The following is a 23,488-nucleotide window of genomic DNA, read 5'->3' as shown; positions in this document are numbered from 1 at the left end:
GGTGGGTTCCTAAGAAGTGAGTGGGGTGTTCTCGATGCCCGTGATGAGCGTGCGGAATCCCCAGGAGAGGCGCGCGGTGGGTTCACCGGCAAGTAGAGCTGTTGCATGGCCTGCGACGAGTGGGTGCGTCTGCGGGTTTGCGTTCTGGATTGCGTCGGTCAACGCGCTCCATCGGGCATCCGCGTCGGCGGAATTGTTCGGCGCCGAGTGTTCGGCAGCAGTGGACGTCGCGTACTGCAGTAGCAAGTCCACGCCCCACGCGGCCTGACCTGGAGGGACTTCGCCTTCGTCGAGCAATGCCAGCAGGCGCTCGAGCAGGCGTACGTAGTGAACTCCGCTGGGTCGGGAAACGAGTGCCGACTGGGCGAGACCGGGATGATCGAACAGCACGGCCGTGTACGAGGTCAACACCCGTTCAAGGCGAGCTTGCCAAGTGCCGGAGGAATTTTCGGCGAGGTCGACCACTCCGAGAAGTGTGTCCAGAACGGCGGCGTGCAATTCGGCGGTATTGCGCACGTACACGTACATCGATGCCGGCCCGGTGTCGAGTTCGAGGGCGAGTCGACGCATGGTCAACTTCTGCAACCCCTCCGATCGCAAGATTTCCACCGCGGTACTGACGATGCCCTCGCGTGTCAGAGCGGGTTTGGCCGGACGATTGCGTCGGCTCGATGGACTTGCTGGCTGGTTGGGCATGTTTTTACCGTACACGAACATGTTCGTAACGAACATGTTCGTTGGATCACGCACTGAACGTCCACCGCTGTGCGGAGCCATATCGGGAGCGGTGGGTTACATGCCTGTACCGCCGGAGAGCATTGCGATCGTCAGCAGGATGCCGCCGACTATGCCCACGAGCGGGCTATCGCTGTCGAGAAGCCAGTCGTTCAACGATCCCATGAGTGCCTCTTTCGGGTTTCGATCTGTCGACGGTCGAGCCTATCGACAGATCGAAACCCGAGATGTCACTTTCGTCCGAATTGTGGATCGGACCCGAGGTGATCAGCCGTAGACGTTGCCCGGGCTGATCAACTTGGTGATCGGCACCATCAAAGCACTGGTCAGGTCGGTCTCTCCGTCGATGTCGGTGTTGATGAAGACGACCAGGGTTGTGTCCTTCTCGGGCAAGTAGACCGAGACTGTCTTGTAGCCGGGCAGGCTTCCGTTGTGACCGATCCAGCCGCCGCTGTTGAACAAACCGAGTCCGTAGCCGGAGCTGTCGTCCCCTTCGCTCAAGCTCACGGTTTGCAGGCGCTGCTTCTGAGTGGCGCCGGTCAGGAGATCGCCTTTGGCCAGCGCCGGAACCCAGATGCGCATGTCGTCCAACGACGAGATCATTGCACCCGCGGCGCCGCCCCACGACGGATTCCAGTCCGTCGCCGCGGTCACGGATTCGTCGAGCGTTTGGTTGGTGTACCCCTGAGCGTGTGGTGTCGGGAACGCGCTGGTGGTGGGAAAGCTGGTGTGCTCCATTCCGAGTGGTGTCGTGATCTTGGTGTCGATGACTTCCGACAGTTTTGAGCCGGAGACCTTTTCGATCACCATGCCCAGCAGAACAGTGTTGGTGTTCGAGTAGTCGACGGTGGTCCCTGGTCGAAGTTGGAGTGGGAGGTCCTTGATGTATCCGACGAGTTCCTCCGGTGTGAAAGTTCGGCGGGGATCCGAAAGATATTCCATCACAAACTGTTCGGACGTCGTGTAGTCCACGAGGCCGCTGCGCATTCCTGCCAGGTGACGCAAGCTGATCGCATCACCTTCCATGACGCCGTCGACGTACTTGGAGATCGGATCATCGAGACCGATCTTTCCCTCGTCGACCAATTGCAGCAGGGCGGTCACGGTAAATGTTTTGGTGACGCTGCCGATCCGGTGGTAGAAGTCGGTTTCCATCGGCGCTTTGGTTGCCGTATCCGAGACTCCTGCAACCTTGACGTAGTTGCCGTCGGGCCCCCAAATGCCCACCATCGCACCGGGAATCCCGGTCGAATTCACCGCTGCGTCGACGATCGAATCGAGCTGGTCGGTGATGGTCGAGTCCATGATCTTGTCGGATGTGTCTGTGGATTTGTCCGTGCTGCAGCTGATTACAGCTCCGACAACCATGGCGCTGCACAGGCCGACAAGCAGGATGCGTCTTGCTCCGGTTTTCATGAGTCGAACTCTGCCCGTCCGAGGGCACTCACACATCGACCCCGGGTACGGCAGACGCAGTCCCCAGGTACCTCCTCAACCGGTACCGGGGGACTACGGAACCCTGGCCTGAACCCTTGGCTTGGGTCAGATTCCGCCGTCGAAGAACGCCGCCAGCGCGGGTGCCGGGTCTGCCGCGGTGCCCATATTTGCTACGCCGACAACGATCAATCCCAGCGTGAACAGTGCAGTGAGAAGACCGATCGACCCCGACACGAATCTCGTCCGTCGCTCGGATCGCGCCGTTCTCGCGAAGCGTGCCCACACGACCACAGTCACGGTCAGTGATATTGCTGCCGCGATCAGCGCGATCACCGCCATGGCCAAGTGATACCGCGCGAAGTCGCTGATCATCAGTTCGAGGACAGGGCTTTGCTGGTTTCCGGTGCCCGTCGACTGAGCGAGCTGTTGGCGGACCTGCCCGACAGTGTCGCCAAGTGCCCCATCCGCCTGGGCCACGGGCAACATCGAGATCAGCGAAGAGAAGGGTGCAACGACACCTTGGATATTTGCCATCACGAGTACCGAGGAAAACATCGCGAGGAGCGTGACCAGCCCTCCCGCCGAGGCGAATGCGAGTTTCTTTCCAGCCGTCAGAGGGCCGGCGTTCACGAACGACGCCTTGAGCATCCGGCCGAGTGCGAGCAGAACCGTCAGCAGGATTACCGCGATCACGGCCTTGGCCACGTGGTACCGCAGCCAGTAGTCGACAGCGGACTCCAAGCTTGGCGAGAAGGCTTGGACACCGGAACTCCAGTATTCGACGAACGCGGCGCGGACCGTCTCGACGAGTTCTCCCTGGTCTGCGTACCCATCACCCGGCCTACTCGTCAGCATGCCCGGGGCGAGAACGAAGGCAGCGGAGAAACCGGCGACCAACGCGATCAACGCGGCGATCTTGCGACCGGAGGACTGCGTCGAGCGCGACGGCCCCGCAGTGTTGTGCCGTGAAGAATTGTGCAGTGGGATTCCTCCAGCGTGATGAGCGATCATCTGGTCACCGTCCACAAAGTCATGTCACCGAGTGTAGAAATCGGTACACCGGACTTCATCGTTCGAGAGGATGATATTTCCTGCGACGGCGTCCGCCCGCCCTCGCCGCTGCCGTCGACATCCCCCTCAGCACTCGACGACATTGACGGCGAGCCCGCCTTCACTTGTTTCCTTGTAACGCACGGACATGTCGTTTCCGGTTTGGCGCATGGTTTCGATGACGGTATCGAGGCTCACCACATGCGTCCCGTCACCCAGGTATGCGAGCTGAGCTGCGGTGACTGCAGTCGAGGCGGCTACGGCATTTCGTTCGATGCATGGGATTTGGACCAGGCCACCAACCGGATCGCAGGTCAGCCCCAGATGGTGTTCCATGGCAATCTCAGCGGCATTCTCGATTTGTCGTGGTGATCCGCCCATGACAGCGCACAAGCCGGCTGCCGCCATCGCGCAGGCAGCTCCGACCTCACCCTGGCACCCCGCCTCCGCACCCGAGATCGAGGCATTCGCCTTGATGATCGATCCGATTGCGGCTGCGGTGAGGAGAAAGGTTCGAACGTCGTGAACACCGGCGCCCGCCGCACGTATGTGGTGGTATAGCACTGCCGGCACGATGCCTGCGGCACCGTTCGTCGGAGCCGTTACCACGCGGCCACCTGCTGCATTTTCTTCGTTGACCGCCATGGCGTAGACGGTCAGCCACTCGCGTGAGGAGGGTGCGCAGTTACGTTGTTCCAGTTGAATGTTCGCGGACCGTGCTCTTCGGCGAACTCCGAGACGCCCGGGCAATACACCTTCGGTCTGGGTGCCGCGTTCGATGCAGTCGCGCATCGCGGACCAGATCGCGTCGATGCCGGTGAATGCCCGATCCTGGCCGTGTATCGCGATTTCGTCCGACAGTGCCAGTTCGGCGATAGTTCCGGAGCCGCATTCCGCCAGTAGCTCTTTCGCGGTTCGATAGCGTGAGTTGATCGAATGCGCGCTTGCTTGCGTCTCCGTTCCGGCACGCAGTACGAATCCGCCACCGATCGACAGATATGTACTCGTACAGACGATTTCGCGACCGCTGAAGGCGGTCAGTGTCATCGAGTTGGGGTGCCCGTGACGGCGAACGAGCGGCTCGAACACCATGTCCTCGTGAGTGAACACAACGTGCCCGAGTGAGCCGCCGACGAGCTTCACCGATCCGCCGTCCGAGAGCTCGGCCCAACGCCCGTGAATGTCGTTCGGCTCGCACGTTTCAGGATCCAACCCACGAAGTCCCGCGATCACCGCGTCGGGAGTGCAGTGCCCTATTCCGGTGGCGGCGAGAGAGCCGTGCAGATTGCAGCGAATTCGGTCGACCGACGCGGTCAAGCCGGCGTCGGAGAGCTCGCCGACAAAAGTGCGGGCGGCTCGCATCGGACCGACCGTGTGTGAACTGGAGGGCCCGATGCCGATGGAGAAGAATTCGAGCGCGGAAACATAGACGCCGGTGGTGCTCATTCGGCGCTCGTGACGGTAGTCGCTCCTGACTCGCGCTGGGCCGCAATCGTCAGGAGGTTGGAGCGCGAGTCCCCGGTGGCGGCTCGGATCACAGTGCGTGCCATTGCAATTGCTCCGTGCAGAACAGCTTCGTCGCCCGCTGCGGAGCGGGCATCAGCGGCAAACTCGATCGTGTGAGGAACTCCGGTAACGCCGCGTAACGCGATCATCGGGTGGATCGAGGGAACCACCTTCGACACGTTGCCCATGTCTGTCGAGCCGCCGGTCAGGGGAGTTCGGGCGGCCGCGGTGCGGCCCAGGCTCGCGATCTCCTCGTCCCAGATCGTCGCCAGCACGCGATGTTGAACAAGCTCCTCGTAGCGCGGTTCGGCGCGTTCGGTCGACCAGGAGCAGTCGCTGGCCACAGCTGCGCCCTCGAAGCAGGAGAGCATACGACGTTTGGCGTCCAACAGCACGTCGAGTTCTGCGGCCCGAACTTCCGCTCGCACCAACGTCGAGGCCGGAATGATGTTTGTTGCTTCGCCGCCGTGCTCGACATAGGCGTTGAGCCTGACGTCGGACGGAAGTTGTTGACGGAGAAGTCCGATGGCGACCAAGGCGATCGTGGCGGCGTCACCTGCGTTGATGCCCTTGTGTGGCGCAGCGGCCGCGTGTGCGGCTCTTCCGGTGTAGGTCACGTCGAACCGGTCGACTGCCTGCGTTCCGGTGACGGTGCAGCTGACGTCTTCACCTGCAGCGCCGTGGACCATGATCGACATCGCCGCGCCCTCCCATGCGCCACGTTCGAGCAGCAAGACTTTCCCGCCGCCATGTTCTTCGGCCGGCGTACCGAGAAGGACGACGGTCAGGCCGTGTTCCTCCGCGACCTCTCCGAGCGCGATCGCTGCTCCCAGTCCGGCAGCGGCGATGACATTGTGTCCACACGCATGACCGATATCGGGAAGGGCGTCGTACTCGGCGCAGACGACGACGCGGAAAGGGCCGGAGCCCCGCACCGCTTCGAATGCCGTCTCGAGGCCGTAGGCGGCGCGAGTAACCGTGAAGCCGGCTTCCTGCGCGGCGTCCGCCAAGAGGGCCGACGCATGATGCTCTTCGAATGCCAATTCTGGGTGAGCATGGATGGTGTGGCTGACGTCGATGAGGCGTGATGCCCACTTCTCGATCGTGCTCGAAACCGAGTCTGTGCGGGTGCGGGTGTCAGCGATGGACATGGGTATTGCTTCCTTTCAACATCTTTGGTTCTCTGTGTCTTCGGATCACGGTGTCTTCGGTTCTCAGCGTTTTCGGGTGCAGTTCTAGTGCCAGAGGCCCAGCGCGAACTCCGCGACGACCACGGAAAGTAGGTAAGAGGCGAGGATCGCGACGATTCCGACGGGCACGATCTTCCAGCCGATCGTCTTGAGCAAGGGAAGGTCCTTGCCGAGGCTGAGACCTGCGACAGTCAAGGTGAGGGTGCAGATCGAGAGAAAGTCGACACTCCCGACGGTGCTCGAGACGAAATCACCGATGGGGGACCACGGTGTTGTCGCCAAGGCGCCGATGGTGATGATTGCGATCATCGCCGCGATCTTGCCGCGGGTCAGGCGGGCCACGCCGACGCCCAGGAGCAACAATCCGGTGAGGATCAAGTAACCGACGATGATCGATCGAGATACGCCACCCGCTGCGATCGAGGAGACGATGACCCCACCGACGAACAGAATCGGAACGATCGTGGTCAGCGGCACGGTGGCGCTCGGCGCAACCGCTCGTGGGGCAGTGTCGGCTTTCCGTTCGCTGGTCGACTTCGAGCGCTTGGTGAGTGCGCCGTAGATTCGATCAGCAAGGGGGAGTGCGACATACATGCCGACATACACGCCGAGGAGGCCGGTGATGATGTTGGATGTGGCCGCCACGGCGAGTACCTGGTCGGCCATCTCGGGGTGCGCCGAAACGACGCTGGCGGCAGCGGCAGCCATCATCGAGCCGGATCCGACGCCGGCACCCATCGCCAACGCGAGGGGGTCGAAGATGTTGAAGGATGTAGCCAGTGACGCAATCAGGCTGATCAGCACGGCACCGAACAGAGTGCCGAAGACGTACATCGACAGGACTCCACGGTACTGGTCGGAATCGGGGCCGTAGCGTTCGCTGACCATCGCGAAGGAACCCTCGCGGTCGATGGAGAAGGTTGCTCCGACGGTGGCCGGCCCCATCCGAAGGAGTACCGCCAGCGGGAGTGCGAGAGCGATAGTGCCGAACAAGTGCCCCAATTCCTGCAGTAGCAGTGCGGGGCCCGCCTCGAACAACAATTGGATGTTCGGGCCGATGGTGAAAGACAACCTTGCACAAAGCAAGAGAACAGCCAGGCCCATGATTGCCGAGGCCGCAGCCTGAAGGTCGAGGCCGAGTGGTTTCCACTTCTGGCTCGAGACGACACCGCCGGCAATCAGTCCCCACACCATGGGCAGGATCGTGATGGCGGCAGCGCCGACGGGAATCACTGCGGGGCCGATCAGTTGCGCGCCTGCCGCAAGCCCGAGGAGCAGAATCACCACGATCCACAGGCGTGGCGACCGCATGGCAAAAACGACTTTTTGCGTCGCGGTTTGATCGCTGACTGGGGAATCGTCATGCGAGACAGGGAATGCTTCGGTCATGTCGGTGTCTTTCTCGAGGGGGCGAACGAACGCAAGAAGTAAGGGTTCTCGAGGCTCAGGATTTGGTGGACTATTGATGTGATGAAGTTAGGATCGACGCGTTTCGATCCTGTTTCGGTGCAGCATTCTTTTGAAAGTGAGGTCCTCGGTGCAGGATCAGATGCTCAAGGACGACGATCTTCGGCTGTTGAACGCACTGCAGATCAGGCCGCGAGCGTCGTGGTCCGAGCTTTCACGCGCGATCGGTTCCGACCCGGTCACCCTGACCAGGCGTTGGGAGCGTCTGCACTCGCAAGGCATAGCGTGGATCGCTGCGTACCGTGGTGGACCCATCGTGTCGGCGACCGCACTTCTCGAGATCGAATGCGCACCGGCACAGACCATGAGCGTTGCCGAACAGATCGCGCACGATCCCGAAGTTCTCACAGTCGATCTCACAACCGGCAATCGGGATCTGCTCGTCACGCTCACCTGCACTGACCTCGATCAATTGTCCAGGTACGTGTTGGAGCGAACACAATCCTTGCCGATGATCACCGCGATGCGAACTCAGATCGTGTCCTCGGCGAACTCCGACGCGAGGAACTGGCGTCTACGTGCTCTCGATGCGGAAGAAATTGCCGCGCTCGAGTCGGCCCCGGCGGGAAAGATTCGTGGTGTACGCGCCGGCGAAGAGGAACAGTCGCAGCTGTTCGACATTCTTTCTCGCGAACCACGTGTCACCGTCTCGGCACTCGCTGCGGCCCTCGGAGTCACGCCGGCTCGCGCTGGGGCGCTCCTTTCTCACGAGCTGTCGACGGGGCGACTGGTCGTCCGCACGGAGATTGCTCGGCCCTACTCCGGCTGGCCGGTCTACGCCTGGTACTTCTTACGTCTCGACGGGCGAAAGGAGGCAATTGCTCAGCGTCTTTCGCACCTGCGTGAGGCGAGGCTTGTTGCTTCTACGATCGGCAGCTACGACATCGCATTGGCGGTGTGGCTGCGCTCGATCGACGACGTGCAGCGTCTGGAAGGTTATCTCGCCGAGCAGTTTCCGGGCGTATCCGTGGTGGACCGGTCGATCGTCCTGCGTACGCCGCATCACCTGCATCGGACGATCGATGTGTCGGGCCGAAGCATGCCGAAGCACGGGTGATCCGCAACTCGTTCGCGCGGGTCGGGTGCTCTCCGACTAGTTGGGGATCGCCACGTCGACGATCAAGCCGAAGTGATCGGAACCTTCGATCTCGATCCGCTCGAGTGACTTCGCCTGACCGCCCCGCAGAAGTACATGGTCGATGCCGACGATCGCGGGAAATTTCTTGTCCGCCGGATAGGTGCGCACGATGCCTACTCCCAATTGGTCTGCGGCATCGGAGTAGCCGACATCGAGGAGGTCACGGAATTGCTTGTGCGTGAATGTGGTGTTGAAGTCGCCACTGACGATGACGGTTTCCTCGGCGGCAGCAGCGTCGAGCGCGTTTCGCAAAGTGCTCAGCTCGGCAGTCCACACGTCGGGCGGGGTCACGTACGCCGGTCCGGGGTGAACCGCCAGAAGGGTGAACGAAGTTGAGAAGCCCACTTCGGCAACAAGATTGGTCGGTCCGAATCCGTTCAATTCCCGAGTGTCCGTCAGCGGATAACGGCTGTAAATACCGGCGCCACCCCCGCCGGCCTCGTCCGGTACCAAGTAGTGATGCGGCAGCAGTTGCTCGAGTCCTTGATCTCTGAGAGAGCCTTCGAGTGATGTGGTCAGTTCCTGAACCGTCAGGACGTCGACTGCCTTCTCGCGCACCGTCGCAGTCAAACTGGCGGGATCTGCCTGCCCGAAGAGAAGATTTGCTTGCATTACGCGCAGAGTCGGCCCGTCGATTTCGGAACTGTTTGCCACATACAGTGGACTGATCACCGACGCGCCCACCGCAATCAGTACCACCGAGATCGCCAGCAGGATCCAGCGGCGAAAGACCAGGCATATCAGGGACGCTGCGAGTGTGACCGCAAGCAGTATCGGGACGAAGGAGGCCACGGCGATCAACGGGTTGATCGGCTTGGTGGAGTACAACGCGATCAGCGCGACAACGCCGACGGCGATACCGCCCACGCCGGCGACCTGAGCGATACGGCGTGCCGGAACATTGTCCGTCGTGAATCCCATACCAAACGGTACCCAATGCAGCCACGGCTCCCGACTGCCTGGCGTTTGTCAGTCGCCGGTTCGGGTGCGGAATGCGTTCACGGCGGCTTCGACGGTCGGGTAGAAGTGCGTCGAATCGAATCGATCCCCGACTCCGAATCGGATGAGTCGATCCTTGATCGGACCTTTCATCTCTGCGAATGCCAACCGAATTCCTTTGCCTTCGAGGAATGTATCCAGATCGACGAGTTCGTCGACTGCCGTTGTATCGAGTCCGGTGATCGGTTCGGCGGCTATAACCACCCAGTCGACCGGATCTGGCGCCTTGGCGACGACGGAGCGAACGTACTCGTCGAAGATCTCGCCGTTCGCGAAAAACAGTGGCGCGTCAAACCTCACCAACACCAGGCCGGGGATGCGATGCCCATCTGGATGGCGTTCGATGTCGTGGAATCCGGTGGGATCGCCCGTCTCGACGAGTTCGGTTCGATGTGGCTGCCATACCTGCGCGATGACCGCTGCGAAGGACAGTCCGATCGCAACAAGGATGCCTTGTAGCACACCGACCAGGGCGACGCCCAGAAACGCCGCGACGGCGAGGCCGAATTCCACGGTGCTCATGCGCCACATGCGGACCATGCCGCCCACGTCGATCAGTGCACACGCGGCGACGATGACGACGGCGGCCAGTGTTGCATCGGGCAGATATGCCGTGAGTCCGGGAGCGACGAGGACGAACACCAGGACCGCGAGCGCCCCGACGACGCCGGCCAATTGTGTGTGCGCCCCACTCTGTTCGGCTACCGGAGTTCGTGACCCGCTCGCCGAGATCGGAAACCCGCCGAACAGCCCGCCGGCCACGTTCGCGACACCGATCGCCTTCATTTCGGTACTGCCGTTCACGTCCTCGCCGTGGCGGGCGGCGAAGGTGCGCGAGAGAACGCCGGTGTCGGCGAAGGCAATCAATGCGATACCGGCGGCGGGCCCGATCAGATGGCCGACGTCCTGCCAGGTGACTCCACCGACGGAAGGGAGGGGGAGTCCTTCCGGCAGCGCGCCGACCATGCCGATGTCATCGGTGAGACCGGCGGCAGCGGACAAGACTATGGCCGCGACAACGGCCACCAGAACGCCGGGAACAACAGGTACCCAGAGCCGGAAGGCGACTATGACGACTAGCGAACCGACACCGATGGCGGCAGCGAGGGGGTCGACGTCGCCACCCACCAGGGCCTTTGAGATCCCGCCGATTTCACCGAGTAGACCGGACGCGTCGACGGAGAATCCGAGCAGCTTGGGAATCTGACCAACTACGACGACGAGTGCAATGGCATTGAGGTAGCCGAGACGGATCGGTTTCGAGAGGAGTTCGGTCACGAAGCCGAGACGAAGGAATCCGCCGATCACGAGGATGAGTCCGACAAGAATGGCGAGAACACCGGCTAGTGCAAGCGCATTCTCCGAATCGCCGACCACTGCCAGCGGTATGACCGCGGCGGCAATCAGCGGCGCCAGTGACGAATCAGGTCCGAGTACAAGGATTTTCGAGGGCCCGACTACCGCGTACGCGAGCAAAGGCACGATGGTGGCGTACAGCCCGGCGTACGCAGGCAACCCGGCGGCCTCGGCGTAGCCCATGCCTGCCGGGATGAGCAGGGCAGTCAAGACGAGTCCGGCAGTGACGTCTGTTCGCAACCACTCGCGGCGATACCCACGGGCAGTCGCGACGCCCGGTAGCCGACCTAGACTCTCCGCCCACATCATCGTTTGATTGTCCTCCCTCAGTGGAGCGAACGGGCGCGCTCGGGGGCAACCGCGGTGGTCGCAGGGAGAGGCGCAGGTGCCTGTGCGAGGCGGCGGCGTCGAATTGCCTTGTCCAACTCGACGACAACCGGGATGATCAGCGACCAACCCAGGCAGGCGAGCCACTGGGCGCCGGTCAGTGAGGTTGTCATGAGGAGGTCCTGGAGGACGCCCGCCTCGACGGCGAATACGGTCACGACCGTGGGGATCGTCAAGATCTTGATGGCACCGAGAACCGGTGGAACCACGCCGGACTCGGGATCACGCCGCATAGTCAGCCCCGCGAGAATCGAACCGAGAGAGAGCACTACGAATGCTGTGGTCATGGGAACATTCGCCTCGGAAGTACTCATTTCACCGGGTGCGAGAAGCATCGCCGCGAGTGTCACGGCAAATTGCAGGACACCGTACGCGAGCCACTGAGCGACTGCGCTTCGATGTGCGATCGGCATCTTGGGATCGCGCGGAGGCTTGTTCATCAGATCCGGTGGCGGCGGGTCGAGCATGATCACGGCGACGGGGAACAGTGTGATGAAGAAGTGCTGGAACAGCACCATCAGTGGCGTCAGTGCCACACCCTCGTTGATGTTGAAGATGCTCGCAGCGAGGAAGAGGAGAACCAAGGAGAAGAGTTTCGACATCTGGTAGCGGATGTACGAGACGATTTTTCCGTAGATGTTGCGGCCCAAAGTGATCGCGGTGATGAGGGTACCGAAGTTGTCGTCGGTGAGCACCATCTTGCCCGCCTGTTTGGTCACCTCACTGCCCGAGCCCATGGCGACGCCGATGTCTGCCTTCTTCAACGCGGCGGCGTCGTTGACCGCGTCTCCGGTCATCGCGACGACGGCGCCACCGCTCTGCATGACATCGACCAAGCGAAGTTTGTCCTGCGGAGTGACGCGGCCGAACACGTGCAGGTTCGGCAACGCGGTCGACAGTTCTTCATCGGTCATCGCTTGCAACTCGCCGCCGCCCACCGAGCCCGGGCCGAGTCCGAGTTCGGCACCGATCGCTGCGGCGGTGATGGCATGGTCGCCGGTGATCATGCGGACCTCGATGCCGGCCCGGTGTGCGGTTCGCACCGAATCGACCGCCTCCGGACGCAGCGGGTCGATGATGCCTGCCATACCGACAAACGTCAGGTCCTCGACAAAGGACATGGGGTCGGCCACGACAGCGTCTTCCCGTCCGTCGAGGCGTCTGACCGCGAATGCCAGCACCCGAAGACCCTTTTCGGACATAGACTGATTTGCTGCCGTGAGTTCGTCTCGGACTTCCTCGATCGGGACCTGCCGACGGCCGGGGAGAAAGGCCGAAGAACACCGAGCGAGGACGACATCGGGTCCGCCCTGGACCAATCCGACGAACTGACTTACGCCGTCGACTTCGAGATGGTGGTACGTGGCCATGAACTTGTACGCGGAATCGAACGGAACCGTCGCCACCCGCGGGTAGGTCCGTCTGGTGAGTGGGGCGTCGGCACCGATCTTTGCCGCGAGCACCACGAGCGCGGCCTCGGTCGGGTCGCCGACAACTTCCCCGGAATCGGAAACCGTTGCATCGCTGTCGAGACACAGTCCGTATGCGAGAAGGGTGAAGTCGGGCGGCGCCTCGCCGGCAACCTGCGTTATCCTTCCCGCTTTGGCATAGCCTTCGCCCTCGACCGTGTACCAACGGCCGTGGACGTACAGCGATCGGACGGTCATCTGGTTCATGGTCAGCGTGCCGGTCTTGTCCGAGTTGATTGCACTGGTCGCGCCGAGTGTTTCGACGTCGGTCAGGTTCTTCACGACGGCCTTGGCGTCGGCCAGTTGACGGGCACCGTAGGCCAGCATCGCCTGGACGAATGTTGGCAGGCCGGTCGGAATCGCGGACACTCCCATTGCGATACCAAGGAGCAGAAGCGTAGTCAGGTCCTGCCCACGAAGGAGCCCGATGACGACGATGACGATCACTGCCGTCCACGCGATGATTCCGAGAAGTTTGGTGAGAGAGTCCAATTCACGTTGAAGTGGCGACTTGCCAGGGGCGACCGCCGACAACATCGACGCGATCCGGCCTATCTGCGTCTGCATCCCGGTCTCGGTGACCACCATGGTCGCCGTGCCGCGGGTGACCGAGGTGTTCTGGAAGACCAGATTGCTGCGGTCTCCGAGCGGAATATCCTCGTTGTTCAGCGTATTCGGGTCCTTCGGTATCGGCGCGCTTTCCCCGGTCAATGCGGCTTCCTGCGTCTCCAGGGTGGTGGTGGCGAGTAACCGTCCGTCGGCAGCGATGATGTCTCCTGCCTCGACTTGGACGATGTCACCCGGCACCAGTTCGGTAGCGTCGAGTTGAATCAGGTTCCCGTCACGAATGACCCGTGCTTGGGGCGTCTGCATCTTGGCGAGGGCGTCGACGCTGGCCCGTGCCTTCAACTCCTGTCGAGTTCCGAGGACGATGTTGAGCACGACGAGCACCGCCACCACGATTGCTGTCGGCACTTCACCGATGGCGATGCTGACCGCGGCCACGGCGACGAGCATCAAGTTCATCGGATCTTTCAGCTGCAACAGCGCGATCGACCACGTCGACGGCGGTGGCGTCGAGGTGATTTCGTTCGACCCGTAGCGTCGTCGCCGTTGGTCGGCCTCATCCGACTGCAGTCCGCGCTCCGGGTCCGACTGCAGTACGGACACGACTGATTCGCCACTCTGCGCATGCCACGGCGTGGGGCTCATGACCGCACATCCTTTCCTTGGCGATCGTCAATACCGGGTCGGAATCCAGTGCAGCGGTTGTTTGGGCGTCTGGTAGCCGTGAGCCTTCTGCCGTTTCGGTAGGGTGATGTCCGTGGATTGCACGGGCTCGTAGGGGATCTGACTCAGAATGTGGCTGATGATGTTGAGTCGTCCGCGTTTCTTGTCATTGTTGTTTGCGACATACCATGGCGCCCAGCCGGTGTCGGTGAAGCGAAACATCTCGTCGCGGGCACGCGAGTAGTCGTACCAATGACTGAACGACTTCAGATCGAGATTCGACAGCTTCCAGATCTTTCGAGGGTCGTCGATCCGGCTCTGCAGACGTAAGAGCTGCTGTTCTTCGCTGACCTCGAGCCAGTACTTGAGCAGAATGACTCCCGATTCGACGATCGCGCGTTCGACGGTCGGAATGAGCTGGAGAAATTGATGTGCTTGTTCTTCGGTGCAAAAGCCCATTACTCGTTCTACACCGGCACGGTTGTACCAACTTCGGTCGAAGATGACGATCTCACCGGCAGCCGGAAGATGCGGGACGTAGCGCTGGACATACATCTGCGAATGCTCTCGCTCGGTCGGGGCGGGTAACGCAACGACCCGGAACACTCGCGGACTCACTCGCTCGGTGATGGCTTTGATGACACCGCCCTTCCCCGCGGTATCTCGACCTTCGAATACGATGCAGACCTTGGCTTCAGACGATTTGACCCACTCCTGCAAAGCCACGAGTTCGCCGTGCAACGGCTTGAGTTTGCGGCGGTACACCTTGTTCTTCATCGGCTTTTCTGCCACGGGCGGCGCGTCGTCGGTAAGGGTCGACGGGGTGTCGTCGTGAAGAATCCGAGCGTTCTTTCCCACTTCCACTCCCTGGCATCATGAGCGCAACGCGAGCGCGCGGGGAACCGTCCGCCCTTATGTGTATGCCCCATATTCGGTGAACCTATTCTCTTCGCAATCGAGACCCGAATCGTGTTGTTTTCGAACCCTTTCCGAGTCTTGACGTGCTCGGCTGGACGGACGACCATTAATGGATGACTGGCGACGAAGAGTTGCTTCACGTCGAGCGGGTGATCACTCGCCTGATTTCCCGCTATCCCGCCGTTCCTCCACCGGAGATCGAAAACAGAGTGCGAACAATTCACCAGCGTTTTGCGGGATGTCGGATCCGCGACTTCGTGCCTCTTCTGGTCGAAAAAGCGGCCAGACAAGAGATCTCGGATCGGAGAATCGTGATTCCGATAATGGATGAGCGGTCGGCGAGTCTGAACTCTTTCGAACTGTAGCCGGAACGGGGATCGTCGGCGCATACTGAAATGACCTTGGACCAGGGAGTTCTGGCCGAATGCAGGAGCTCAGGCGCGGAACGTCAGCCTCCCGAACTCCTGATGTGTAAAACCGAGTACAGGGAGCGTTGACATGGAAGGCTTCTGGGAATTCTTCTGGTTCATCTTCGTCTGCTTTGCCTTTGTGGCGTACTTGAGCGTGTTGTTCTCGATCATCACCGACTTGTTCCGTGATCACGAGACTTCGGGCTGGGCCAAGGCGTTGTGGATGATATTCCTCTTCGTCATTCCATTCCTGTCCGCGATGATCTACGTGGTCGTCAAGAATGACGGAATGACGAGGCGGTCGATGGAAGCCGCTCAACAGCACATACACGCGCAGAGTGATTACATTCGAAAGGTCGCCGGGAAATCGCCGACTCAGCAGATCGCCGACGCCAGAGAGCTTCTCGACTCAGGCGCGATCAACGAAGAGGAATTCCAGGCCATCAAGGCAAAGGCGCTGGCGTAGTTTTCGTATCTTCTGCCCCGGGCCTGGCGTCGTCGGTTCCGCCGTCGTCAGGCCCGGCGTCCTGCGCGGCGGCGCGTGCGGGACGAACCAATACTTCCAGTGCGACGAGAGCAACGAGCGCAATGACGACGATCCAACCAACGACCAATCCGGTGGGGTAGCGCCAGAAGAGCAGCAACAGTGCGGCGATGCCGATGATGGCACAGCGCAGTGGGACACGAAGCTGATTGGCCCACCGCTCCACCTGATTCGGCGTTCGGCCGCTTGCAGAATGCCGGACGAAGTCCAACGCCTGCCCGTAGCCTCGACGAACGGCGATCGCCGACGACGACCCACCGATCAGGTAGGCGCCGAGCCCCACCACCACACCGAGGACCGCAACCGCGCGAAGGCTCGTCCGAAGCGGAACCAGAACTGTGTCGATGACAGCGGTGGCGGCGTCTGGCGAGAGGATATCGGTAGGGACACTGTCGAGGTAGATTGCGCGCCCGATCAGAATTCCGATCGCAAGAACAAGCATTCCCAACGCAATCGACAGACCGACCAGGGACAGCGTACGAAGCCTGCGACCGGTTGGCGCAACGGCGACAGCGGCTGCTGCGCAAGCAATTCCCAACCACGGCAGCACCGCCGAGACCTTGTCGAGTGCCGAGACGGCTCGCTGCGCCTTCACCAGCTCGGGGGACTGGAAGAGAACAAACTCCTTGTCCACGGACGGGATTTTGTCTGCGAAAGCGAAGCCGCGTTCGGTCAGCGCCGTTTTCACCCGGTCGATGATCGTGCTCAGTGAAATGCTGACCGTTCCGCTCTGGTCGACCTCGACCGAGTCGGGTCCGTAGTTTCCGGTCATGACGGCGACGAGGGAGTTGTGCGCCGCTCGGTTCGCCTGAATCCAAAGGTCTTCGAACTGCTGCGTCCGAACGAGCGAGGCCACTGTGTCGTGGACGAAACTCTTCGCCTGGCCGGTGATCACCGGTGCCAAACCCACCAACGCCTGGTCCACGCGAGGCGCGTTGGCTTCGAGATTCGACACATCCGTCAATGCCGTGAGTGCCTCGGTGGTGAGCCCTTCGACGTCGACGCGATCGAAGATCTCGTCCGTGACTTGATTCGTGATCTCCGCTTGCACGGCTGGATTCTCACCCAGTGGCGCTACCGTGCTGACGTAGCGGTCCGTGTCGAGGATCTGACTACGTACGAAGCGGGTGGTTACCGACAAGACTGCGAGCAGTGCGACCAGCACCAGCAGGATTGTCACCGCGGTCCACCGCAGCCCATGTCGAGGTGGTCGGGAGACTTTCTCGACGGTCGTTTCGCGGGCGCTGGGAGTCTGCTCGCGAAGTGTTGCTACCTCTTCGCGCAACCGGGCTAGTTCGGCACGTTCGTCCTCCTGGAGTGGTCCGTCGCTCGTGCCGTTTGCCATGATGGTCCTCCCGGGACGGAAACTACTGGCGCACAGTTGAAATGCTGAACTGCGAAGATGATTCGGCGGGTGACCTCAGATGACCTCGGGATTCCAGGTCGCGACGGCCCAGATGACGAATACGTCGAGCGCGATGATGATGATCGACCACCACGGCGAGTGGGGTAGCCACAGGAAATTCGCGAGGATCGACAGAGAACAGATGACTATCGCGCCTACCCGTGCCCACGTCGCGCCGGTGAAGAGCATGATTCCGACAGCGGTGACGAGCACGCCGAGTACGAGGTGAATCCATCCCCAGGAGGTGAGGTCGAATTGGTACGCGTATTCAGGGCCGACGACTGTCACGTCGTCCTCCGATATCGCCGAGATGCCTTGGAGGATTTCGAGCACGCCGACTGTGATGAGGAGAACGGCTCCGCCCAGCGCGCTTCCTTTTGCCACACCCTGCTTTACCAGTGAATCCTCGGACATGACCGCCCCTAGATTTCAAGCGCGAAATAGCCTGGCATATTTCCCTGTCCCGACCTTTTACGGTGGTGAAGTAGCCCGTCGGAGGGCAAATCAAACATTGAGCGCTGCACAGCATTGCGATATTCATTCGCCTACGAATTCGAAAGAACCTACCGTGACGGCATGGATATGGCGGACGTAGGTGTGGCGATGAGGCCTGCACCGGGTGTGATCCGGACGGACCGGCTGGTGCTCCGTACCTACCGCCCAGGCGATCACCGGGATCTTCTCGCCTTCTACGGGCGCAGCGACGTATGCCGGTATTTGCTCAACGAACCCTGGAGTCTCGCGGAGGCTCGAGAGGCCGTGCAGACCAGAATGTCTCGCCGCGACCTGGCATCGGGCGCGGTGGCACTTGTTGTCGAGTACGGGGGCCGGGTTGTCGGAAGCGTGAGTGCTTGGCGAGTCGAAGAATCTGATTGCACAGCCGAAGTCGAGCACACCGCCGAACTCGGGTGGGCATTTTCGCCCGAGTTCGGCGGCCGAGGATTCGCGACGGAAGCTGTGACCGCTCTGATCGACCTCGCGTTCGCGACACCCCGATTGCGCCGCGTGGTCGCGCGAATGGATTCGAGAAACGAATCCTCGGCGCGACTCGCGCAGCGGATCGGTATGAGGCGAGAGGGACATTTTCGGCAGAACGCGTGGATCAAGAACGAGTGGACCGACACCGTGGTTTTCGCGACACTTCGCGGTGAGTGGCCTTCAGTTGCTTGATCAGACCGAGCGGGCTGCTATTTTGCGACCAGTTCGGTCAACTGTGGCACGAGTTCGTCGGTCGCCCACGGAACACTCAGAAGGCTGACGTACATTGTCGCCGCAGTCAGGCGATTGTCGGTGATCCACAGGTCCTTGCCGTTGGCGATGACCGGCCACCGCGAGAACAGAGTGTTGGCCAATGTGCTGTCGACTTCCGACTGATCGCTTGCCCAACCGAGATACACGTCGGTGTTGATCGTGTCGAGCTTTTCCATACTGATGCCGAAAAGGAACGAGTCGCCGGCAAAGTTCTTGGCGCCGTTCACCACGTCGGGAGCGACTGTGAGCCCGAGGTTTTCGACAAACTTGACGCGCGGATCGTCCGGACCGTAGATGGCGGTTTCGGTTTCTCCTTCACGGATGTAGGAACCGAAGGCGAAAGTGACTCCGTTGAATTCGGGATGACTCGCCTTCGATTCCTGGACCGATTCCTCAACCGATTTGATCAGCGCCGCGGTCTGAGCGGGACGCCCGAGTGCCTTGCCGACATCGGTGGCGAGGTTTTGCCACGAGCTGGGCTGATACGGCTTGGTGTCGTACGGGAGGGTCGGGGCGATCGAGCTCAGGCGCTGGTAATCCTGCTCGGAGAAGCCCGAGTACGGGGCAAGAATCAGATCAGGCGCGGCATTGAGAATCTGCTCGAACAGTAGCTCGCCGCTGTCGGAGTAGTACGGCGCAGGCGTGGGCAGCGTCTGGCCCGACTTTTCGAGTTCGGCGCGGGTCCACGGCAGGAACCCGTCGGCGTCGCCGGCCCAAGAGTCCTTCTGCATCGCGATCGGAGTGACACCCAGGGCGATGACCGTGTCTGCCGCTGCGGAATCGAGGGTGAGGATCCGTGTCGGCTCCTTGTCGATGGTGGTCCCGCCGAAAGCGTGCTTGATCGTCACGGGATAGGCGCCGTCCTCGACGGCGGATGCCGATGAATTGTTTTCCTGGGCGTCCGATGACGACTGTGTGCAGGCGGTCAGAGGCAGTGCCGCCGCCAGCATGAGCGCAACAACGATTCGTCGCCTCCGCTGGGGACGAATTCTCTGACGGGCAGATCTGAACACGCGAAACTCCTCGGGATTGATCAGGGAAGTGCTTGCACGACTCAGCGCAGTACGCACGTGAGAGCAGGCTTACCTAAGTGAATGTAGGGCGCGTGCGTGTAGCGAAGGGGCCAGCCGATGTCGACAACAGGTCAGGCTCGAGTCAGTTGACAGCGGCGAGCGCATTGCCGGGGGTGTAGCCGACCGTCTTGCGAAAAGCGGCGATGAAGGAACTCGACGTCCCGTAACCGACACGGCGGCTGACGGCGTTCACACTCATTCCGGTCCCGAGCATGCCGAGGGCCGTGCTCATACGAACCAGAGTGCGCCACTGCGCAAAGCTCAAGGCGAGTTCCGCGGCAAAAATCCGGGTGACCGTACGTCGGCTGAGATTGAGAACGTGAGCCCACTGATCGAGTGATCGATCGTCGGCGGGATCCGACAGCACTTTGTCGACGAGCATCCGTAGCCGCGGATCTCGGGGGATCGGTACGTCGAAGTGAGGTGCCGATGCCGGGGTGAGGAGATCGACACAAACCTGCTGTGCCCGAAGGCGTTGTTCTGCAGGCATTCCGGTGTGGGCGAGGTGTATCAGCAGTGCCCGGGCTGCCTCACTCAGTGTCACGATGCACGGTTCGTTCCAGGCGGGGGTCCACAGCTCGGGGGTGAAGAGCGTGGCGCGGAATGCGACGTGGGGATTTGCCTGACCTTCGTGGAGGACCCCGCGGGGGATCCACAGGCCGACGCCGGGCGTGACGGTCCAGAGTTGATTGTCGATGATCATGTTGACGACACCGCGGTCGGACCAGATCAGTTCGTGCTCGATGTGAGCGTGCTCTGGCCACCGGGTGATGTGGTCGGTCTCGACGATGTACGTCGTGAGTTGGAACGGCGCCGGGACGGCGCGCGCCATCGGAGTGTGGCGGTCGGATTCCCGTAAGTGGGAATCGTCGTCCAGCTGTGGACCGTCGTCGATTTCACGAAGGGCAGGGATCAGCACCGTGGACTACCTCCAGAGCAAAGTTAGGTAAACCTTACACTGATGTGGGCAGCGATCAGTGACTCGCACCGAGTTCGATGAGAAGCACGCCTGCCGCGATGAGGCCGATCCCGACCATCATGAGCCTGGTCAGCGGTTCGCGAAAGAGAATACGGGATGCGATTGCCGTCAACGCCACTCCGCATGCGGTCCAGATTCCGTAGGCGACGCCGATGGTGAGGCCCGCGTCGAGCGCAAGGGTCAGGAAGGCGAAAGCGGCGAGATACCCCACGGTGACAACCGCGAGCCATCGTTTGTCGCTGCCGTCCTGCGACGCCATCCGTAGTGACAACGTCGCGGTGACCTCGGAAATAATTGCAGCGATCAGAAATACGAAGGTCATGCTGGGTCCACCGGCCCGCTGTCGGCACCAACCTGGGAACCGAGTTCGACGCACAGCACTCCGCCGATGACCAGTGCAATCCCGACGCCCATGGTGGCCGTCAGAGGATCTTCGAAAAGGGCCGTTGCGAATACTGCGGTCAGGACAACTCCGGTTGCGCCCCAGATTCCGTATGCAACACCGAGTCCCATGCCCTCCCGCAGGACGAACGACAAGGCGGTGAATGCTGCGAGATATCCGCCGACGACCACGATGTACCAAGCCGGGTGATCGAGGGCGGCGCGCAACGACAGCGTCGCAGACACCTCGGTGAGGATCGCGGTGATCAACAACAGCCATTTCTTCACGGTTGGGATTCTGTCAGGCTCCACCGATTCCGGTCGCGCACTACGGTTGAGACATGACGTGCGTACTGCTCGGTGGAATCCGCAAAGGTGACATCCGCCACGACGCGTCGGGTGGCGATGTGGCCGCAACTCCGATCCTCGACTGGGGCCACGACGACGTGGCCCGCCTCTACGAGGACATTGCAGAAGGTGCGATCCAGTCGGCGCAGGAGTTCCTGGTGTCGGCGCATCGCAGCGTCGCTGCAAATATTCGGCCGGTGTACGGCCTCGACGACCGGCAACCCGTCTCGGTGACATTGAGTCGAAAGCGCGGATCCTGCAGTCAGAGACTGGCTATCGTCGAAGCGTTGGCTCGCCGCCGAGGTATCGCCACCCGAGTACGCGGTCTCGTACTACGCGGGGAATTCTGGTACCCGAGATTTCGGCGTCTACATGCGGTGATTCCGAAGTCAGTGCTGCTGGCGTGGCCGGAATTTCTGGTCGACGGACGCTGGCAGGACATCTCCGAGATCGTTTCACCTGCGGTGGTCTCAGCGCTCGAACCGTTCACGAATACCGGCGAGGAGACACTGTTCGACGCGATCGGACGCGCTCCGATCAGTTGGGGCAAGTCTGTTTCGTGTGATTGCTTGGACTTTTCCGAATTCGTCGACCGCGATCTGGGCACCTTCGAATCTCGCGACGTGCTCTTCGAGGAATTCGGACAGACGATGTCGACCCCCGTCAGAATTCTCGTCGACCCGGTTTTCCGTAACTGGAGTGCATCCGGCTGACCCGCGACGCGAGGTCTAGGCTGTTCTGCATGTCTGTGCGTACCCCATTGGTCCCTGGAACCGTCTCTCCCGTCCTCGCTGTGCCCTCGAAGATCGAGCGGCCCGAGTACGCGTGGAAGCCGACCGCCAAAGAGGGCAACGAGCCCTGGGTTCAGACGCCGGAAACGATCGAGGCGATGCGCATCGCCAGCAAGATCGCTGCAGGCGCGCTGCAGGAAGCCGGCAAGGCTGTCGCTCCCGGTGTCACGACCGACGAACTCGACCGCATCGCACACGAGTTCATGCTCGACCACGGTGCATACCCGTCGACGTTGGGCTACAAGAGCTTTCCCAAGTCGTGCTGCACGTCTCTCAACGAGGTGATCTGCCACGGAATCCCCGACTCGACTGTGATCCAGGACGGCGACATCGTCAATATCGACGTCACCGCGTACATCAACGGGGTACACGGCGACACCAATGCGACATTCCTCGCCGGTGACGTGTCCGAAGAGAACCGCTTGCTCGTCGAGCGCACACACGAGGCAACGATGCGGGCCATCAAAGCCGTCAAGCCCGGCCGCGCGCTCAACGTGATCGGACGTGTCATCGAGTCCTACGCCCATCGGTTCGGGTACGGCGTCGTCCGGGACTTCACCGGACACGGAATCGGCGAGACCTTCCACAACGGCCTCGTGATCCTGCACTACGACGAGCCCGCGGTCGAGACGATCATCGAACCGGGCATGGTCTTCACGATCGAACCGATGATCAACCTCGGTGGTATCGACTACGAGATCTGGGAGGACGGTTGGACCGTCGTCACCAAGGACCGTAAGTGGACGGCGCAGTTCGAGCACACCTTGGTGGTCACCGAGACCGGTGCAGAGATTCTCACCCTGCCTTGAGTTCGGAGATGCGCGGCGCTCTGCTGGTAGCCGGCACTACTTCCGACGCAGGCAAGAGCGTTCTGGTGGCCGGATTGTGTCGCATGTTGGCGCGTCGAGGCGTCCGAGTGGCGCCGTTCAAGGCGCAGAACATGTCGAACAACTCCGTGGTCACGCTGGACGGCGGAGAGATCGGCCGTGCGCAGGCACTTCAGGCGCGTGCATGCCGTCTGGAGCCGAGTGTTCGATTCAATCCGGTGCTGCTCAAGCCTGGAAGTGACCGCACGTCGCAATTGGTTGTTCGGGGCAAGGCGATGACCACAGTGGGTGCTCGCGACTACATGCAGCATCGGCAGTGGCTTCGCGCCGTCGTGGCCGAAGATCTCGAATCGCTTCGATCCGAGTTCGACGTCGTGATCTGTGAAGGCGCCGGTTCACCGGCCGAAATCAACTTGCGCGCAACGGATCTTGCCAACATGGGATTGGCTGAGGCTGCGCGGATTCCGGTCGTCGTCGTCGGTGACATCGATCGCGGCGGCGTCCTGGCCCATCTGTTCGGGACCGTTGCTGTGCTCTCGCCCAGCGACCAGGCATTGATCGCGGGATTTGTGATCAACAAATTCCGCGGTGACGTTG

General features: G+C 61.4%; 23 protein-coding genes. 7 read left to right on the top strand and 16 right to left on the bottom strand.

Annotation, left to right across the window (positions count from 1 at the left end):
- Window positions 1-9 precede the first annotated feature (9 nt).
- From QRN54_RS22130 to QRN54_RS22105, 6 genes are all read right to left on the bottom strand, one after another.
- Window positions 10-696 carry a TetR/AcrR family transcriptional regulator C-terminal domain-containing protein gene (locus QRN54_RS22130; protein ID WP_285183087.1) on the bottom strand — a complete coding sequence of 229 codons (687 nt, stop codon included), beginning with the start codon at window positions 694-696 and terminating at the stop codon, window positions 10-12.
- A gap of 306 nt (window positions 697-1,002) precedes the next feature.
- Window positions 1,003-2,151 (bottom strand): serine hydrolase domain-containing protein, encoded by a 1,149-nt coding sequence (locus tag QRN54_RS22125; RefSeq protein WP_285183086.1) that lies wholly within the window; start codon window positions 2,149-2,151, stop codon window positions 1,003-1,005.
- 126 nt (window positions 2,152-2,277) lie between these two features.
- Window positions 2,278-3,183, bottom strand: a complete 906-nt coding sequence (locus QRN54_RS22120) for a hypothetical protein (RefSeq protein ID WP_218960095.1) — start codon at window positions 3,181-3,183, stop codon at window positions 2,278-2,280.
- A gap of 126 nt (window positions 3,184-3,309) precedes the next feature.
- Window positions 3,310-4,668, bottom strand: a complete 1,359-nt coding sequence (locus QRN54_RS22115) for an L-serine ammonia-lyase (RefSeq protein WP_050656486.1) — start codon at window positions 4,666-4,668, stop codon at window positions 3,310-3,312.
- The gene (locus tag QRN54_RS22110) at window positions 4,665-5,879 is read right to left on the bottom strand and encodes an amidohydrolase (protein ID WP_064112700.1); all 1,215 of its coding nucleotides are present in this window, start codon (window positions 5,877-5,879) and stop codon (window positions 4,665-4,667) included. Before QRN54_RS22110 ends, QRN54_RS22115 begins: the two co-directional genes overlap by 4 nt.
- A gap of 84 nt (window positions 5,880-5,963) precedes the next feature.
- Window positions 5,964-7,307, bottom strand: a complete 1,344-nt coding sequence (locus tag QRN54_RS22105) for a DUF3100 domain-containing protein (RefSeq protein ID WP_285183085.1) — start codon at window positions 7,305-7,307, stop codon at window positions 5,964-5,966.
- A 136-nt stretch (window positions 7,308-7,443) separates the two neighbouring features.
- Between QRN54_RS22105 and QRN54_RS22100 the strand changes: the two genes are divergently transcribed.
- Window positions 7,444-8,442, top strand: coding sequence for an Lrp/AsnC family transcriptional regulator (locus QRN54_RS22100; RefSeq protein ID WP_228402203.1), 999 nt, complete (start codon window positions 7,444-7,446; stop codon window positions 8,440-8,442).
- Between the two features lie 36 nt (window positions 8,443-8,478).
- On the opposite strand, the gene QRN54_RS22095 is transcribed toward QRN54_RS22100, so the two are convergent.
- Genes QRN54_RS22095 through ppk2 form a run of 4 tightly spaced genes read right to left on the bottom strand, consistent with a single transcriptional unit; the run spans window position 8,479 to window position 14,804 of the window.
- Window positions 8,479-9,444, bottom strand: a complete 966-nt coding sequence (locus QRN54_RS22095) for an endonuclease/exonuclease/phosphatase family protein (protein WP_116056849.1) — start codon at window positions 9,442-9,444, stop codon at window positions 8,479-8,481.
- Window positions 9,445-9,492: 48 nt separating this feature from the next.
- Entirely contained in the window at window positions 9,493-11,187 is a 1,695-nt protein-coding gene (locus QRN54_RS22090) for a SulP family inorganic anion transporter (protein ID WP_116056848.1), read from the bottom strand.
- A 17-nt stretch (window positions 11,188-11,204) separates the two neighbouring features.
- The gene (locus QRN54_RS22085; protein ID WP_285183083.1) at window positions 11,205-13,946 is read right to left on the bottom strand and encodes a cation-translocating P-type ATPase; all 2,742 of its coding nucleotides are present in this window, start codon (window positions 13,944-13,946) and stop codon (window positions 11,205-11,207) included.
- Between the two features lie 27 nt (window positions 13,947-13,973).
- A complete protein-coding gene (ppk2, locus tag QRN54_RS22080; protein WP_285183113.1) occupies window positions 13,974-14,804 on the bottom strand; it encodes a polyphosphate kinase 2 in 831 nt (276 codons plus the stop codon).
- 191 nt (window positions 14,805-14,995) lie between these two features.
- Between ppk2 and QRN54_RS22075 the strand changes: the two genes are divergently transcribed.
- Together QRN54_RS22075 and QRN54_RS22070 are read left to right on the top strand one after the other, a co-directional pair.
- Window positions 14,996-15,247, top strand: coding sequence for a three-helix bundle dimerization domain-containing protein (locus QRN54_RS22075; protein WP_050656480.1), 252 nt, complete (start codon window positions 14,996-14,998; stop codon window positions 15,245-15,247).
- A gap of 133 nt (window positions 15,248-15,380) precedes the next feature.
- Window positions 15,381-15,758 (top strand): SHOCT domain-containing protein, encoded by a 378-nt coding sequence (locus QRN54_RS22070; protein ID WP_003942794.1) that lies wholly within the window; start codon window positions 15,381-15,383, stop codon window positions 15,756-15,758.
- On the opposite strand, the gene QRN54_RS22065 is transcribed toward QRN54_RS22070, so the two are convergent.
- The gene (locus tag QRN54_RS22065) at window positions 15,736-17,181 is read right to left on the bottom strand and encodes a hypothetical protein (RefSeq protein ID WP_285183081.1); all 1,446 of its coding nucleotides are present in this window, start codon (window positions 17,179-17,181) and stop codon (window positions 15,736-15,738) included. The two genes, QRN54_RS22070 and QRN54_RS22065, sit on opposite strands and share 23 nt — an antisense overlap.
- 75 nt (window positions 17,182-17,256) lie before the next feature.
- Entirely contained in the window at window positions 17,257-17,655 is a 399-nt protein-coding gene (locus tag QRN54_RS22060) for a DUF7144 family membrane protein (protein WP_003942678.1), read from the bottom strand.
- A 162-nt stretch (window positions 17,656-17,817) separates the two neighbouring features.
- Between QRN54_RS22060 and QRN54_RS22055 the strand changes: the two genes are divergently transcribed.
- Window positions 17,818-18,411 (top strand): GNAT family N-acetyltransferase, encoded by a 594-nt coding sequence (locus QRN54_RS22055; RefSeq protein ID WP_285183080.1) that lies wholly within the window; start codon window positions 17,818-17,820, stop codon window positions 18,409-18,411.
- A gap of 17 nt (window positions 18,412-18,428) precedes the next feature.
- Here the strand turns inward: QRN54_RS22055 and QRN54_RS22050 are convergent, their stop codons facing one another.
- From QRN54_RS22050 to QRN54_RS22035, 4 genes are all read right to left on the bottom strand, one after another.
- On the bottom strand, window positions 18,429-19,505 hold the full coding sequence (locus QRN54_RS22050; protein ID WP_232508949.1) for an ABC transporter substrate-binding protein: 1,077 nt from the start codon (window positions 19,503-19,505) through the stop codon (window positions 18,429-18,431).
- Window positions 19,506-19,647: 142 nt separating this feature from the next.
- Entirely contained in the window at window positions 19,648-20,484 is an 837-nt protein-coding gene (locus QRN54_RS22045; RefSeq protein ID WP_007734963.1) for a helix-turn-helix transcriptional regulator, read from the bottom strand.
- Between the two features lie 55 nt (window positions 20,485-20,539).
- Window positions 20,540-20,866, bottom strand: a complete 327-nt coding sequence (locus QRN54_RS22040; RefSeq protein WP_003942819.1) for a DMT family transporter — start codon at window positions 20,864-20,866, stop codon at window positions 20,540-20,542.
- Window positions 20,863-21,213 (bottom strand): DMT family transporter, encoded by a 351-nt coding sequence (locus QRN54_RS22035; protein WP_054825513.1) that lies wholly within the window; start codon window positions 21,211-21,213, stop codon window positions 20,863-20,865. The genes QRN54_RS22040 and QRN54_RS22035 overlap by 4 nt, the downstream gene beginning before the upstream one ends.
- Before the next feature lie 53 nt (window positions 21,214-21,266).
- Between QRN54_RS22035 and QRN54_RS22030 the strand changes: the two genes are divergently transcribed.
- From QRN54_RS22030 to QRN54_RS22020, 3 genes are all read left to right on the top strand, one after another.
- The gene (locus tag QRN54_RS22030) at window positions 21,267-21,986 is read left to right on the top strand and encodes a transglutaminase domain-containing protein (RefSeq protein WP_285183079.1); all 720 of its coding nucleotides are present in this window, start codon (window positions 21,267-21,269) and stop codon (window positions 21,984-21,986) included.
- 29 nt (window positions 21,987-22,015) lie between these two features.
- A complete protein-coding gene (map, locus tag QRN54_RS22025) occupies window positions 22,016-22,873 on the top strand; it encodes a type I methionyl aminopeptidase (protein ID WP_007734970.1) in 858 nt (285 codons plus the stop codon).
- Between the two features lie 8 nt (window positions 22,874-22,881).
- Window positions 22,882-23,488, top strand: a 607-nt coding sequence (locus QRN54_RS22020; RefSeq protein WP_285183112.1) for a cobyric acid synthase, incomplete at its 3' end; no start/stop codon positions are given.

The organism is Rhodococcus sp. MEB032 (genome assembly GCF_030208925.1).
GTDB lineage: Bacteria > Actinomycetota > Actinomycetes > Mycobacteriales > Mycobacteriaceae > Rhodococcus_F > Rhodococcus_F qingshengii.
This window is presented reverse-complemented; position numbering and strand designations above follow the sequence as displayed.

Excerpts from the sequence above, each read along its gene's own strand:
- QRN54_RS22130 (WP_285183087.1), bottom strand. The coding sequence starts at position 696 with ATGCCCAACCAGCCAGCAAGTCCATCGAGCCGACGCAATCGTCCGGCC.
- QRN54_RS22125 (WP_285183086.1), bottom strand. The coding sequence starts at position 2,151 with ATGAAAACCGGAGCAAGACGCATCCTGCTTGTCGGCCTGTGCAGCGCC.
- QRN54_RS22120 (WP_218960095.1), bottom strand. The coding sequence starts at position 3,183 with ATGATCGCTCATCACGCTGGAGGAATCCCACTGCACAATTCTTCACGG.
- QRN54_RS22115 (WP_050656486.1), bottom strand. The coding sequence starts at position 4,668 with ATGAGCACCACCGGCGTCTATGTTTCCGCGCTCGAATTCTTCTCCATC.
- QRN54_RS22110 (WP_064112700.1), bottom strand. The coding sequence starts at position 5,879 with ATGTCCATCGCTGACACCCGCACCCGCACAGACTCGGTTTCGAGCACG.
- QRN54_RS22105 (WP_285183085.1), bottom strand. The coding sequence starts at position 7,307 with ATGACCGAAGCATTCCCTGTCTCGCATGACGATTCCCCAGTCAGCGAT.
- QRN54_RS22095 (WP_116056849.1), bottom strand. The coding sequence starts at position 9,444 with ATGGGATTCACGACGGACAATGTTCCGGCACGCCGTATCGCTCAGGTC.
- QRN54_RS22090 (WP_116056848.1), bottom strand. The coding sequence starts at position 11,187 with ATGATGTGGGCGGAGAGTCTAGGTCGGCTACCGGGCGTCGCGACTGCC.
- QRN54_RS22085 (WP_285183083.1), bottom strand. The coding sequence starts at position 13,946 with ATGAGCCCCACGCCGTGGCATGCGCAGAGTGGCGAATCAGTCGTGTCC.
- QRN54_RS22075 (WP_050656480.1), top strand. The coding sequence starts at position 14,996 with ATGACTGGCGACGAAGAGTTGCTTCACGTCGAGCGGGTGATCACTCGC.
- QRN54_RS22070 (WP_003942794.1), top strand. The coding sequence starts at position 15,381 with ATGGAAGGCTTCTGGGAATTCTTCTGGTTCATCTTCGTCTGCTTTGCC.
- QRN54_RS22065 (WP_285183081.1), bottom strand. The coding sequence starts at position 17,181 with ATGGCAAACGGCACGAGCGACGGACCACTCCAGGAGGACGAACGTGCC.
- QRN54_RS22060 (WP_003942678.1), bottom strand. The coding sequence starts at position 17,655 with ATGTCCGAGGATTCACTGGTAAAGCAGGGTGTGGCAAAAGGAAGCGCG.
- QRN54_RS22055 (WP_285183080.1), top strand. The coding sequence starts at position 17,818 with ATGGATATGGCGGACGTAGGTGTGGCGATGAGGCCTGCACCGGGTGTG.
- QRN54_RS22040 (WP_003942819.1), bottom strand. The coding sequence starts at position 20,866 with ATGACCTTCGTATTTCTGATCGCTGCAATTATTTCCGAGGTCACCGCG.
- QRN54_RS22030 (WP_285183079.1), top strand. The coding sequence starts at position 21,267 with ATGACGTGCGTACTGCTCGGTGGAATCCGCAAAGGTGACATCCGCCAC.
- map (WP_007734970.1), top strand. The coding sequence starts at position 22,016 with ATGTCTGTGCGTACCCCATTGGTCCCTGGAACCGTCTCTCCCGTCCTC.